This is a genomic window from Calidithermus terrae (assembly GCF_003574345.1).
GTDB lineage: Bacteria > Deinococcota > Deinococci > Deinococcales > Thermaceae > Calidithermus > Calidithermus chliarophilus.
Genome location: NZ_QXDL01000026.1, coordinates 15,303 through 28,668 on the forward strand (window position 1 = coordinate 15,303; position 13,366 = coordinate 28,668).

The following is a 13,366-nucleotide window of genomic DNA, read 5'->3' on the forward strand; positions in this document are numbered from 1 at the left end:
TCGGCCTACTCGTCGTCGCCCACGGCGACCGTCTCCCGCCGCCCGGCCTTCCACTCCAGCCCCGCCCAGATCAGGCTCTCGAGGTCGCCGTCGAGCACCTGGTCGGGGTCGTGGCGCATCTCGCCGGTGCGGTGGTCCTTGATGTACTGCTTGTCGAGCACGTAGCTGCGGATCTGGCTGCCCCACTCGATGGGGCGCGACTCGCCCTTGAGGCGGGCGAGTTCCTCCTGCTTCTTCTTCCACTCGATCTCGAAGAGTTTCGAGCGCAGGATGTTCATGGCCATCTCTTTGTTCTTCTGCTGGCTGCGCGTGACCTGGCACTTGACGATGATGCCGGTCGGGAGGTGGACGACGCGCACGGCGGAGTCGGTGGTGTTGACCCCCTGCCCGCCCTTGCCCTGCGAGCGCATCACGTCGATGCGGAGGTCCTCGGGGTTGATCTGCACGTCCACCGACTCGTCAACTTCGGGCATGATCTCGAGCGCGGCGAAGCTGGTCTGGCGCTTGCCCTGGGCGTTGAAGGGCGAGGGCCGCACCAGGCGGTGCACCCCGGCCTCGGGCGAGAGCAGGCCGTAGGCGTTCTCCCCGCGCACGATGAACTGCGCGTAGTCGATGCCGGCCTCGGCGCCGGGCTCGAGGTCGATCATCTCGAGGCTGAAGCCGCGGCGCTCGGCGAAGCGGGTGTACATGCGCAGCAGCATCTCGGCCCAGTCGCAGGCCTCGGTGCCCCCCGCCCCCGGCTTGATGGTCACGATGGCGGCGTTCTCGGCGTAGGGGAAGGAGAGCAGGGTCTGGTGGTAGAGCTCCTCGAGCTGCCCGGCGGCGGCCTCGAGCTCCGGCTGCATCTGCTCGCGCTCCTCCGCGCTCATCTCGGGCCACAGCTCGAGCAGCCCCTGCAGGTCGGACTCCAGCCGCTTATAGCCCTCGACCGCCCGCCGCAGCCGGGTGCTCTCCTGCGAGACGGCCCGCGCCTCGCCGGGGTTGTTCCAGAGGTTGGGGTCGTTGAGCTTGTGCTCGAGTTCTTTCAGCCGGTCTTCCTTACCGGCGATGTCAAAGATACCCCCTGAGGGCATCGAGTCGGTGTTGCAGCGTCGGCAAATCCATAACCTGCTGAGTATAGCAGGAAGCCGTCAGCTCTTGGTTTGTCGAGGGCCGAGGGCCAAGGCGTCTTGCGTACGACGTACGACGTAGGACATGCCTTTAGCGTCTTGCGTCTTGCGTACGACGTAGGGCGTACGACCCGCGCCCGGCTATCCGCTATCGGCTACGGGCTACCGCGCGTTGGGCGTTCAGCCCCGAACGGTATATTCTATTCCTCATGGACGAGAAGAAGAGGGGTCTGGATGACCTGCTCTCCGACCTGGGCATCGGGGAGGGCGAGGCACCGCCTGCCACCGTGCTCAAGGAGGAGGAGCCGGTAGGGGTAGTGGCCCCGAACACGGTGGGTGAAAGCGACCCGAAGCGGGCGCTCGAGAACTTCATGGTGGGGCTGCTGCTGCGGCTCGACCCGGCCTATTCGCTCGACGTGCGGCAGGACGGGGAATTGTTGCGGGTGGAGGTGCTGGGCGGCGACCTGGGACGCTTCATCGGCAAGGAGGGGCGCACCCTCAAGGCGGTGGAGTTCGTCGCCAACGCGTACATGGCGAAGCAGTTCGGCGGGGCCTACCGGGTGATCCTCGACGCCGCCGGGTACCGCAAGCGCCAGGAGGAGCGCATCAGGCGCATGGCCTCCGACGCGGTGCTGCAGGTGGAGGTCAGCGGGCAGCCGGTGGAGCTTCCGCCCATGCGGGCCAGCGAGCGCCGGATGATCCACCTGATGTTCAAGCAGCACCCGCGCGTGACCACCACCTCCTACGGCGAGGGCGAGGAGCGGCACGTGGTCATCCTGCCGCGCGACCCCAACGCGCCGCCACCGCCCGAAGAGCCCGACACCGCCCCCGACGCCGAGTAGCCGTGACGGTGCGGGCACTGCTCAACGAGCTGGGGAACCGCCTCGAGAGCGCCCACAAGCCGAGCCAGGAGGCCTACTGGCTGCTCGCCAAGGCCCTGCGGACCAGCTCCCAGGGCCTTCTGCTGCGCCTGGGCGAGGAGGTGGGGCCCGGGGCGGAGGCGCGGGTGCGGGGCTGGCTCGAGCGGCGCCTGGCGGGCTACCCGCTCCAGCTCCTGCTGGGCGACGTGGAGTTCTGCGGCCTGACCCTCGAGGTGCGCGAGGGGGTGCTGATCCCCCGCCCCGAGACCGAGGGGCTGGTGGAATTGGGGCTAGGGCTCATCGCCCGTCACCCCAGCCCCCGCGTGCTGGACGTGGGGACCGGGACGGGGGCCGTCGCGCTGGCGTTCAAGCGCGCCCGCCCCGACGCGCGGGTGTGGGCCACCGACGTTGACCCGGAGGCGGTGGGGTTGGCGCGGGCCAACGCCGAGCGGCTGGGCCTGGCGGTGGAGGTGCTCGAGGGGGCCTTCACCGCCGGGCTGGGCGGCTTCGACCTGCTGATCTCCAACCCGCCCTACCTGCCGGAGGCGTACCGCGCCGAAGCCCCGCCCGAGCTGGCCTACGAGCGCGACGTCGCGCTGTACTCGGGCTCCGACGGGCTGGACATGCCCCGCGAACTGCTCAAGCGTGCGCACGAAGCGCTCGAGCCCGGGGGCTGGCTGGCGCTCGAGCTCTCCCCCGACAACGCGCCAACCCTGGCCGAGGAGGCGGCAGGCCAGGGCTGGCAAGGGGTCCAGGTCGAGGCCGACCTTACGGGAAGGCCGCGGTTCGTAGTGGCGCGGAAGAGCGCCCACGGCTCACCGCCGCCCGCGCCGGGGTCGCCCTGACCCGGCCGCCCTCCGAGGCGAGGGTAGCTCGAGGCACGTTACCCTCAGGGCGCTACAGCCGCCGCAGGACCACGTCGAGCCGGAAGTACTGCCCCGCGGCGACGCGGATGTTCTGGACGAAGGCCTCGTAGCCCGGCGCCAGCACCACCACCTCGTGGCTGCCCGGCTGGATGCGGCTGAAGACGAGCACGCGGTCCGAGCCCACCCGCCCGGCCTCGCGGCCGTCCACGAAGACCACGGCGTCGGCCGAGTTGGCGCGCACCTCGAGCGCCGTCACCCCGGCGGGCGGGGGGGCGTCGGGCTGCACGACGACCGGGACGCACCCGGCGAAGAGCAGGGCCACGAAGGCGAAAAGACCGAGGCGTAGCTTCATCGGCTCCTCCCACTCCGATTAAACCGGCCGGGGGTTTGGGCTGCATGAGGGGAGCCTTCGGGCCGGGCCGGAGTCCTGGTATGGTAGGCGGGTATGGACCTGCGCCCCTTCCTCGAGACCGCGCTCGCCGCGGCTTACGTGGCTCGAGGCATCCACCAGCTTTACCAGGACAAAGGCTTCACCCAGAGCACCAAGTCCACCCCCACCGACGTCGTGACCCAGGCCGACAAGGAGGCCGAGGCCGCCATCCGCGCCCTCATCGAGCAGCGGCACCCCGGCCACGTGGTGCTCGGCGAGGAGGAGGGCCAGCAGGGCGAGGGCGAGTACCGCTGGATCGTGGACCCGCTCGACGGCACCGTGAACTACGCCCACGGCTTCCCTTTCTACTGCGTGAGCATCGGGCTCGAGGTGCGCGGCGAGGTGGTGGTGGGCGTGGTGCTCGACACCGCCCGCGGCGACCTCTTCACCGCGACCCGCGGCGGCGGGGCCTACTTCAACGGCCGCCCCATCCGCGTCTCGCGGTCGCCGAAGCTGCTGGGCAGCCTCATCGCCACCGGCTTCCCCTACGACGTCGCCCGCGACCGCGAGAACCTGACCTACCTCGAGCGCGTCCTCTTCAAGGGCATCACCGTGCGCCGCCCCGGCGCCGCCGCCCTCGACCTCGCCTACGTGGCCTGCGGGCGGCTCGACGGCTTCTGGGAGGTCAAGCTCAACCCCTGGGACGTGGCGGCGGGCTGGCTGCTGGTCGAGGAGGCGGGCGGCCGGATCACCGGCATCCACGGCGAGCCCTACCGCATGGGCAACCGCTACCTCATGGCCTCCAACGGCCGCATCCACGAGGAATTGCTGGCGACGATCCACGGCCGGTAGCCCATGAGCCGCCGCGAGCCCGCCCCCGCCGAAGCCACGGCGCGCAACCCGGCGCCCGACCTCGAGCTCTTCCTCGACAAGCGCAAGCGGGTGTGCCTGGCCTGCGGGATGGAACTGCCCGCAGGCTTCGTGGCCGCCTGTGGCCTCAAGCGGCGCTGCCCCTACTGCGAACACCCCTACCCCCTCGGCGACTGCGCCGACTGAAACAGGCGGAGCGACCCATGCGCCCGAGCCCCCGTAACCTGGTCTTCGACTTCGACGGCTGGAAGCTGTGCGGCGTGCCCATCGGCAGCCCGGCGAGCGCCTTCGCCTTCCTCGGCCCGGAGGACACCCCTCCCGAAGAGGTCACCCTCGAGCCCGGCCTCCTCGGGCGCCTGCTGGGCCACCGGCCCAGGAAGGAGCTGCGCGACGACGAGGCCCTGGTGTACCGCGAGCTCGGGCTGTACCTCGAGTGCGACGGCGGGGCGGTGTGCCAGTTCGTCTTCCACCTCCAGCCGGACCCGTACCTGCAGATGCAGCCCTACCCCGGGCGCTTCGTCAACGGCGAGCAAGAGGTGGGCCTCTCCGCCCAAAGCACCTACGACGACGTGCTCGCCCTCTTCCCGGGCGGGGAGGGCCTCGAGGTCGAAGCGGAAGACGGCTACATCGAGTGCGTCAGCGGGGACTACGTGCTGACCTTCTGGTTCGACGAAGGGCGGCTCGAGTCCGTCGAGGCGCTCTACGACGACACCCAGGAGGCGCTCGACGAAGCCTGGAACCCCGCGTCAGAGTAGCTTCTTCCCGATGTCGCGCCGGAACTGCGCCTGGGGGAAGTCCACGGCGGCCACGCCCCGGTAGGCGTAGTCCAAAGCCTCGCGCAGGCCGGCGCCCAGGCCCACCACGTTGAGCACCCGGCCGCCGTTGGCGAGGAGCTGGCCTTCGGCCTGCCGGGTCCCGGCGTGGAAGTAGAGCACCTGGCTGGGCACCTGCTCGGGCAGGCGCAGGGGGATGCCCTTGCGGGGGTCTTCGGGGTAGCCGGGGGCGGCCATCACCACGCAGGCCGAGGCGCCGCCGTGCCAGCGCAGCTCGAGCTCGTGCAGCCGGCCTTCGGCCACGGCCAGGGCCAGCTCGACGAGGTCGGTCTCGAGCAGCGGCAGGATGGCCTGGGCCTCGGGGTCGCCGAAGCGGGCGTTGAACTCCAGCACCCGGATGCCGCCCGGCGTCAGCATCAGCCCGGCGTAGACCACGCCCTTGTAGACCACGCCCTCCGAGCGCAGCCCGGCGACGAGGGGCTCGAGCACGCGCTGCTGCACCTCGCGCAGGGTCTCGGGCGGGAGGGGGTAGGGGCACACCGCGCCCATGCCGCCGGTCATGGGCCCCTGGTCGCCGTCGCGCAGGCGCTTGTGGTCCTGCGAGGGCAGCAGGGGCACGATGGTCTGGCCGTCGGTCACGGCCAGCACGGTGACCTCGGGGCCGGTGAGGAACTCCTCGATCACCACCTCGCCGGTCTCGGGGCCGGAGAGGATGTTGGTGACGGCCTGCTTGGCCTGCTGGAGCGCGCCGGCCACGGTCACGCCCTTCCCCGCCGCCAGGCCCGAGTCCTTGACCACGATGGGGGCGCCGACGCGCTCGAGGTACTCCAGCGCCTCGATGGGGTCGCTGAAGGTGCGGTAGGAGGCGGTGGGGATGCCGTAGCGCTGCATCAGCCCCTTGGCGAAGGCCTTGGAACCCTCGATCATCGCCGCCTGCTGGCGGGGCCCGAAGACCTTGACGCCGCGCTCCTCGAGCCGGTCGGCCAGCCCCTCCACCAGCGGGGCCTCGGGGCCCACGATCACCAACTCGATGGCGTTGCGCCCGGCCCACTCGGCCAGTTCCCGCACGTCGGTAATGGGCACCAGCTCGGCCAGTTCGGCCATGCCCGGGTTGCCCGGGGCGGCGTAGAGCTTGGAGACGAGGGGCGACTGGGCCGCCTTCCAGACCAGGGCGTGTTCGCGCCCACCTGAGCCCACCACGAGGACTTTCACGCCGCCATTCTAAACGGCCCGGCCAGGGAAGGTTGCCCTGCTTACAAAAGCCTTCTTGCAGGAGCCGCTGGCGGCTGAGGGTCGATAGTCGCGTCAAGCACGGCCGCTCGAGACGCTTGCCGGCGTTTCCGCAGGAGATCTATAAGGATTGGGGAGACAACGGGTGCGAGGCTTATTTACCGCCGCCTGGGGAGGGTGGTGGCCTGGCTCGAGGACTTACCTACGCTCGAACCGGAACTCCCACCCCGAGGGATCACTGAAGGTGTAGGTGTCACCCGGCTTCTGCAAGCGGCTGAGGTCTACCGCAAAAGCATGCCCACTCGGGCCTGTGTATCCGGGATCGGTGTACGGGATGCAGTTGTCGTCACTCCGGTAGTACACGGTGGCGGGCGGCACGAATACGATTCCGGTGAATGCGAAGTAGTAATCCTTTTCTGTCGCCCCGGAGAACCTCCAGGAATCGAGGGTGAGATGCTCATAATCCCCGCCCAGTTGGAAGCTGCACACCACAAGCTCTAGGCCTTCCACGAGCCGGGGGTTGGCTTCCGTGGAAGGGGCGTTGTGAATGCCGCTCACCGAGGAGCCCTGGCCGCCGGGTACAGGGGAAAGCCATAGGTCCGCCTCGAAACGGTCCTGCACATCGGCGATGATCCCGGCTGGTTGGATGTAGTAGCTAGCCCAATTGAAGGAGCCCGTGACGCGTACCAGTACACCACAAACCTCAGCCTGCGCCCCTACAGCCCGGGAAACGCCGGGCTCGCAGGGGTCTTTCCAGTCCACCACGTTGAAGCTGAAGGTGTAGGCGAAGCCGAAGCCGATGCGGAAGGCCATCTCGGCGGGTAGGCTGAGCGGCCCGCCCACCGCGTCGATCAGGTCCTGCACGATGTCGGCGTTCTTCAGGCTGACCTTGACGTGCAGCTTGCCGGGCCGGTCCCACCTTTGGGCGTCGGCGGGCAGGTCGCGCCTCTGCCGGATGCCCTCGATGGCGATCACGTCCTTCCCCTCGGCGTCGGTGCGGCGGTTGGTGGGGATGTTACCCTGAGCGAACTGGATGTAGCCGGCTCCTCGAGAGGTGGCCCCGCCCTCGAGCATCAGCCAGTCCACCCCGGCGTTCTTGATGGGGCCGTCGTTCCACAGGCTGAAGTCGAGCCCCGCCCCGTTGAAGAGGATGCGCAGACAGTTGACCATCTGCGCGCTGCCCAGGTCTAGGCGGAATCTCGCCGTCACCTTGCGCAACTCGCCGTCGGCTGTCGCGCTCTTGGTGCGCACCAGCTCCGGCCCGTCCATGCTGACCTCGCCCTTGAAGGCCCCCCAGCTCCAGGCCAGCTTGACCGCGCTGAGCGCGGCGTTGAGCCAGGCCACCACCTTGGCGTACTTCTCGGCCCCCTTCAGGCCCCTGCCGCTCAGGTAGTCCAGCACCTGGCCGAAGCCGATCGAGGAGGCCGCGGCGGCGGCGTCGAGGATCAGGGCCTGGGTCTCGGTTTGAGAGCAGGGCGGCTGGCTGGAGGCTTTCGGTGTCGCGCGGGTGCCACCGGAAGCGGGCTGCACGAAGAGCCAGACGTCGGCGGTCAGGCGGTAGACGATCAGCCCGAGTTGCACCGGGTCCAGACTCACCGCGGTGGGGTCCAGCGCGGGGTCTAGGAGGTCGTAGGGGAGGGCGGCCTGGCGGCCTAGCTCGGCGATGAACTGCGCCCAGAAGCGCTTTTCGGGTTGCGGGCTCTGGGCTGCTTCGCGAAGGTCTGCGGCGATCGTGGCGGCGAGTTGGGGGGCCTCGAGTTCGGGGAAGCCCAAAGCCAGGGCCGAGGCGAAATCGGGGAGCGCGGCGGAGCCCCCGTTAGCCAAGGAGGCCAGCATGGCCCCCAAGTCCCAGGCCTCGAAGACCAGTCCCTGGGCGGGCCTGGCCGGCTCTATCGGCCCGCCTCCCGCCGCGCGTATGGCAAAACCTGACAGCCGCAGGGCCTGCTCGAGCGCCGCCTGAGCCCCGGCTCCCCCCGCCAGCACCTGCTCGGCCAGGCTCCGCGGGTCGTCGGCAGGGGGCTTGTTGCCCGGCCCGCCGCACGAGCCCAGCACCGCCCAAAGAATCACCCCCAGCAACCACCAAGCGACCCTGCGAGGTTTGCCGCCCATACCCCTACCCCCATCCAAGTCACCTCAGGCTCACCTGCTACTCCCGGTAATAGACATCGAGCGTCCCGTCGGGAAGAACCATCACCAGCCGAACGTCGCCCACGTAGGGATCCTTCTCGACCCTCCACGGGAACGACCTGGAACGGCCAGCCCGGGGCGAAATCGTCAACCGGCCTGCCTCGACGGTGAACCTCCCTTCCTCCCTGACCAGAAGCTTCTCTTCCCGACTCCCGGTGTTTCGCGAGGTGAACACGAACTCGTACGAGCCGTCCGGTTTGAAGTGATAGCGCTTCCTCGAGGTGAGGACGGGGCCGGTATCGTCCTGAACCCACACGCCCAGTAGAGCCGTAACCACAACCGACCTCCCTCCGGGGCTCGCCGCGGGTTTTGCCCCCTTCGCGGCCGAAACGTCCGGGCGGGCCCGGCTCTGTGCTTCGAGCCCGGCAACCTGTGCCTGACCGGGCGTAGGGCTAAAGGCCGCTCCTCCCACGACGAACAGCCCGACAAGGAGGAACCGCCAAACGCGTGAATTACCGACCCGCGCCCAAGCCCGTACGGGCTGGGGGCCCGGGCCCCCAGCCCACCCCGGGAAAATTGCCCTCAGATAGCCTGTTTTCCCCATGACTCGAGCCCCCTCGACCGAACGCTCGAGAAGACCCTCGTCCGCGTCCTTTCCTGCCGCGCCGGTGGCGACCGCCCCGGCCCCGAGGGTTACCCTGGCCCCAGGCCAGTGGCACGAACGCCAGTGCCGGGGCAGACCAGGCCTGCGAACTGCTTCTCGAGCATGGGGTGAGGGTACGAAAGGGTGGATGACCGGAGGATGACCCGTCAAGGTTGGGGTCGCCAGGCTCAGGAGGGCTCCTCCTGGGAATCCCAGGCTAGAGCGGCCTCGAGGAGGCTTCTGCGGTCGGCAGGGCCCAGGGCTTCGGGGGGAATCCGCGCCAAGAGGGCCTGCGCCGCCGCTTCCCCGAGCCGTGAGGCCGCCACCGCCACCTGGGCTAGGGCCCGCGGGGCACCTTCCAGGCTCTCGGCCAGGGAGAGGGCCCCGGCTAAGGCTCGGCGGGCGGCCTCCTCCCGGCCCAAAGCCAGGAGGGCCTGGCTGGTGTAGGCCAGGCCCAAAACCGCGTAGGCCGGGCCCAGGCGCTCGCCGGGGCCCTCCTCCAGGAGTTCCAAAGCGGCCTGGGGATCCCGGGCCTCCAGATAGGCCCGGGCCAGCACCAGGGCCAGGTACTCGCTCACGTCGAAGGGCCCCAGGGCCCGCGCGGCCTGGGCGAGCTCCCGGTGGGCCAGGGGCTCCCCCCGCTCCACGTCGGCCCCCACCAGGAAGGCCGCCACCAGGACCCGCCAGTAGGGGTCCTGCTCCAGAGCCAGGCGGTAGGCCTCCTCGAGGAGGGGATAGGCCTCGGCGAAGCAGCCCCGGTGGGCGTGCAGGGCCCCCAGGTACGCGAAGACGCGGATGCGGCGGCGGGGGTCGGGGTGGTCGCGGGCGAGTTCGGGCTCTAGAAGGCGCGCCGCCTCGGCGGCCCGGCCCACCCCCCACAAAGCGGCGGCGTAGGCGGTCAGGGTCAGGTGGGTGAGCTCTTCATCCCCGAGTTCGCGGGCCAGGAGGTAGGCCTCGTGGGCGTATTCCACCGCCCTCGGGTGGTCGCCGATGGCCAGGTACGCGCGGGTTCGCAGGGCCTCCACCCGGACCCTGAGGGGGGTGGGGCTTTCGAACAAGGTCTCCAGCAGGGCCTCGGCCTCGCGGTAACGCCGCTGCTCGCGGTAGATGTCGGCCATCAGGAGCCGGGCCTCGGCCCGCGTGGCCTCCTCCCGGCCGTAAGCCAGGGCTTTTTCCAGCATGGCCAGGGCTTCGGCATGGAGAGCGCGCGCCTGGTAGTCCCGGCCGGCGACCAGCCAGCAGCGGGCCGCCGCTTCCTCCCGGCCGGCCAAAAGCCAGTGCTGGGCGATGCGGGCAGGGTGAGCCCCGGTCTGCTCGAGCGAGAGGGCTATCTGGCGGTGCAGGTGGGCCTGGATAGGGGCAGGGATGCCTTCCCTGACGGTCTCCAGGAGCAGGTCGTGGGCGAAGCGGCCCTGGCGCAGGATCTGGGCGGCCTCGAGCTCGGCCCAGGGCCCGGCCAGGTCCAGAGGACGGCGCCGCAGGATCCCAGCGGCCAGCTCCAGGGTCAGGTCATCCCCGGCCATGGCCGCGGCCTGGGCCAGGCGCAGGGCAGCGGCGGAGAGGCCCTGGAGGCGGCGGGCGATCAGCCCCTTGACCCGCTTGGGCATGAGGAAGTAAAGCCGCCCCTCGGGCGCCCCGCCGGCCTCCCAGAAGGCCCGCAGGGTCTCGAGGATGAAGAAGGGGTTGCCGCCGGTGCGCCGCCAGAGCTGCGGGGCCAACCGCGCGGGCTTTAGGCCGGGGAGGCCCAGCGAGGCCAGAAGCGCCTCCACCCCCGCCGGCGCGAGGGGCTCGAGTTCCACCCGTACCGCCAGACCGGCCTCCACCAGTCGCTCCACGCCTGCCTCCGCCTCGGGGGAAAGCTCCCCCCTACGGTAGGCGTTGAGGCTGCGCGGCACACCGGGAGGGGCGGGCACGAAGCGGGACGCCAGGTAAGCCCCGGCCTCGAGGCTCGCGGGGTCGGTGTGCTGGAGGTCATCCACCACCAGCCCCTCCACGTGCTTCCCCAGCCCCCGGACGAGCTCGGCCATGGCCTCGAACAGGCGGAGCTTGTCGCCCACGTCCTGCCAGGGTGGCGGGGCCTCGGGGAAGAGGTCGGGCAGGATGCGGGCGAGTTCCTGGCGGGCCCAGGGGGGAAGGGCGAGGTCGGGGTAGCGCCCCAGGGCCTCCCGCCAGGCCCGGGCTTGGAAGGCGAAAGGAGTGCCCTCGTCGCCCGGGCGGGCCGAAAACCAGGCGTAGGTCCCCTTATGGGCCACGAAGTCCCGCAAGAGTCGGCTCTTGCCCACCCCGGCCTCGCCGGCGATGAACACGACCTTGCCGGCTTCCCAGGCCTCCTCCAGCAAAGCCCATTCCCGCTCCCGCCCCACCAGGACGGGCGGGTGCAGCAAGGCCAGGGGCACCTCGGGCCAGGCTTGGGCCGGGGGGAGGGAGACCCGGACGCCCGCGGCGATCTCCTGGGCCAGGGCCTGGGTCTCGGGCAGGGGCTTTAGGCCCGTCTCGCGGTGCAGGGCAACCTCGAGGCGGTGGTAGGCCGAAAGCGCCGCCCCCCGGTCGCCCAGCAGGTAGCAAAGGCGCATCACCCGGCGGCAGCCCGCCTCCGAGACCGGGTCGGCCTGGAAGAGCCGCTCGGCCAGGGCCAAAGCCCCCCGCAGTTCTCCCTTCACTTCCAACCGCTCGGCCTCCTGGGCCAAAGCCTCGCGCCACAGGCCCAGGAGATGCTCCCGCTCGGCCAAAAGCCAGTCGGCGAAGTCGGGGCAGTCGTCGTAGTCGTGGCCCCTGAGCAGCTCCCCTTCCAGCCCCAGCGCCTCGGCGTAGCGTCCCTGGAAGGAAAAGAGCACCAGTTGGGCCGCGTCGGCCTCGAGGCCCTCGACGAGCTTGAGCACCTCGCCCCCGCCCGCCGCCTCGTACCCCCCTGCCGCCTGACGCAATCGGCGCAGGGCCTGGGCCAGGTTGTTGCGGGCCGTGCGCTCGGCGGTGTCGGGCCACAACAACCCGGCCAGCCGGGAGCGGGGGGTGGGGCCCTCCAGGGCCAGGTAAGCCAGCACCCCGGCGACCTTGCGCTCCAGGCGCACGGGGGATCGCCCCTCCACCCCCAGGGTGGCCTCCCCCAAGAGCCGCAGGCGATGCCCTGCCACGGCGCCCTCCTCGGTTACTCAGAGTGTAATACCGGATTCAAAAAGATGATCATCCGACCCGAAGACCCCCGGAGGCCATCTTTTCGGACCCCAGGGCACGCCCCTCCCTGGCGGCCGGCAGAGAGGGCGCATCCCTCCCGAGGGGCGCTACCGCCCTCCGCCCCGCGGACAGCCCCGGCCCCGTCGGTCCGCCGCCGTTCGGTGACGAACCAACTCTCAGGAGGCTGGAGCGACGGCCTCGGGGCGGTGCTTGGTCCAGTAGCGCATCAGCCCGTCCACGCTCATCCAGGCCGGGTCGGCGTACTCGTACTCGCGCACCTCCTCGTTGCTCAGGCCCGCGGCGTGCAGCTCGTCGGCCACGTGGGCCTCGAACTCGGGCACGATCTCGTCGCGGGTCCGGCCGGTCTTGAGGCGCCGGCGCATCCAGTCGGCCCAGTCCAGCAGGCGGGCCTCGAGCGCGGCCAGGTGGGCCTGCACGTCGGTCACGGGGCCGAAGTGGGTGAGGTAGAGGGCCTCTAGGCCCAGCCCCCGCAGCCGCGCCAGCGACTGCTGCCAGGTCTCGACGTGGATGTCGGGGGGCGGGCAGGGCGGCAGCACCGGGCCCCGCCCGATGCGCACCCCGGCCACGTCCCCCGCGATCAGGGCCGCGCCGATGCGGTAGGCGTGGTGGTGGTTGGCGTGGCCCGGCGTGTCGAGGGCCTCGACGGTGAAGCCGCCCAGGCTCACCGTCTGCCGGTCCTGCAGCACCCGCACCTGCGCCTCGGGCACGTAGCCCATGCGCCCCCACAAGGCCTCCATCTGGTCGCCGTAGATGCGCGCGGCCGAGGCCCACAGCTTGCTGGGGTCGGTGAGGTGCGGGGCGCCCTTGGGGTGGACGTAGACCGTCGCCCCGTGCTCGGCGAAGCGCCAGGCCGCCCCGGCGTGGTCGAGGTGGATGTGGGTCACGAAGACGTGGCGCACGTCCTGCGGCGCGTAGCCCTTCTCGCGCAGCGCCCGCGCCAGCGTCTCGAAGCGCGACTCGGGCCCGGTCTCGAACACCGCCGGGCCCTCGGGGGTCTCGAGCAGGAACGAGGCGATGACCCGGGGCGCGCGGTCGAGGAGGTCGAGGGTGTGGATCATGCCCCCAAAATATCAGGCGGACGGGCTCGAGGGCGCCGGCTCCTGCCGAACGACGACGACGAGCTTCCCCCGGGCGTGCCCTTGCCCCAGGTAGCGCAGGGCCTCGGCGGCCTCGAGCAGCGGGTAGCGCCGCTCGATCACGGGCACGACCTTGCCCGCCTCGAGCAGCCCGCTCACGAAGGCCAAGTCGGCCGGGTCCGGCTTCGCCATCAGGGCCCGGAACCGCTGGCCCCCCCGGCGCGAAGCCCACGGCCCCCGGAGCATGACC

At 70.9% G+C, this 13,366-nt stretch carries 13 protein-coding genes; 5 read left to right on the plus strand and 8 right to left on the minus strand.

All coding sequences use genetic code 11. The features are described 5' to 3' along the window. Positions 1-5 precede the first annotated feature (5 nt). Positions 6-1,104, minus strand: a protein-coding gene (prfB, locus tag Mterra_RS04915; RefSeq protein ID WP_119314158.1) for a peptide chain release factor 2 whose coding sequence is annotated in 2 segments (ribosomal slippage) — positions 6-1,052 and positions 1,054-1,104 — 1,098 coding nt in all. Because the reading frame shifts where the segments join, the coding sequence is not laid out codon by codon here. Between the two features lie 214 nt (positions 1,105-1,318). On the opposite strand from prfB, the gene Mterra_RS04920 reads away from it, so the two are divergent. Together Mterra_RS04920 and prmC are read left to right on the plus strand one after the other, a co-directional pair. Beyond that, positions 1,319-1,951 carry a Jag family protein gene (locus tag Mterra_RS04920; RefSeq protein WP_119314159.1) on the plus strand — a complete coding sequence of 211 codons (633 nt, stop codon included), beginning with the start codon at positions 1,319-1,321 and terminating at the stop codon, positions 1,949-1,951. Positions 1,952-1,953: 2 nt separating this feature from the next. Continuing rightward, a complete protein-coding gene (prmC, locus tag Mterra_RS04925; protein WP_119314160.1) occupies positions 1,954-2,814 on the plus strand; it encodes a peptide chain release factor N(5)-glutamine methyltransferase in 861 nt (286 codons plus the stop codon). 52 nt (positions 2,815-2,866) lie between these two features. Here prmC and Mterra_RS04930 read toward each other — a convergent pair whose 3' ends face one another. Beyond that, positions 2,867-3,187, minus strand: a complete 321-nt coding sequence (locus Mterra_RS04930; protein WP_119314161.1) for a PEGA domain-containing protein — start codon at positions 3,185-3,187, stop codon at positions 2,867-2,869. 93 nt (positions 3,188-3,280) lie between these two features. Here Mterra_RS04930 and Mterra_RS04935 point away from each other — a divergent pair, with 93 nt between their 5' ends. The 3 genes from Mterra_RS04935 to Mterra_RS04945 are packed head-to-tail and all read left to right on the plus strand — an operon-like array spanning position 3,281 to position 4,830. Then, positions 3,281-4,057 (plus strand): inositol monophosphatase family protein, encoded by a 777-nt coding sequence (locus Mterra_RS04935; RefSeq protein ID WP_119314162.1) that lies wholly within the window; start codon positions 3,281-3,283, stop codon positions 4,055-4,057. Positions 4,058-4,060: 3 nt separating this feature from the next. After that, on the plus strand, positions 4,061-4,261 hold the full coding sequence (locus Mterra_RS04940) for a hypothetical protein (RefSeq protein ID WP_119314163.1): 201 nt from the start codon (positions 4,061-4,063) through the stop codon (positions 4,259-4,261). Between the two features lie 17 nt (positions 4,262-4,278). Continuing rightward, positions 4,279-4,830 carry a hypothetical protein gene (locus Mterra_RS04945; protein ID WP_119314164.1) on the plus strand — a complete coding sequence of 184 codons (552 nt, stop codon included), beginning with the start codon at positions 4,279-4,281 and terminating at the stop codon, positions 4,828-4,830. On the opposite strand, the gene purD is transcribed toward Mterra_RS04945, so the two are convergent. The 6 genes from purD to Mterra_RS04975 all read right to left on the minus strand — a co-directional run. Continuing rightward, positions 4,822-6,060: a phosphoribosylamine--glycine ligase gene (gene purD / locus Mterra_RS04950; protein WP_119314165.1), complete on the minus strand. Its 1,239-nt coding sequence runs from the start codon at positions 6,058-6,060 to the stop codon at positions 4,822-4,824. The two genes, Mterra_RS04945 and purD, sit on opposite strands and share 9 nt — an antisense overlap. Positions 6,061-6,276: 216 nt before the next feature. Further along, on the minus strand, positions 6,277-8,187 hold the full coding sequence (locus Mterra_RS22790; protein ID WP_176582512.1) for a hypothetical protein: 1,911 nt from the start codon (positions 8,185-8,187) through the stop codon (positions 6,277-6,279). 37 nt (positions 8,188-8,224) lie between these two features. After that, positions 8,225-8,542, minus strand: coding sequence for a hypothetical protein (locus Mterra_RS04960; protein WP_119314166.1), 318 nt, complete (start codon positions 8,540-8,542; stop codon positions 8,225-8,227). Positions 8,543-9,036: 494 nt separating this feature from the next. Further along, entirely contained in the window at positions 9,037-11,979 is a 2,943-nt protein-coding gene (locus Mterra_RS23390; RefSeq protein ID WP_275054047.1) for an ATP-binding protein, read from the minus strand. Positions 11,980-12,195: 216 nt separating this feature from the next. Next, positions 12,196-13,098, minus strand: a complete 903-nt coding sequence (locus Mterra_RS04970; protein WP_119314167.1) for an MBL fold metallo-hydrolase — start codon at positions 13,096-13,098, stop codon at positions 12,196-12,198. A 12-nt stretch (positions 13,099-13,110) separates the two neighbouring features. Beyond that, on the minus strand, positions 13,111-13,366 hold a 256-nt coding region (locus tag Mterra_RS04975), incomplete at its 5' end, for a zinc-binding dehydrogenase (protein ID WP_147372552.1).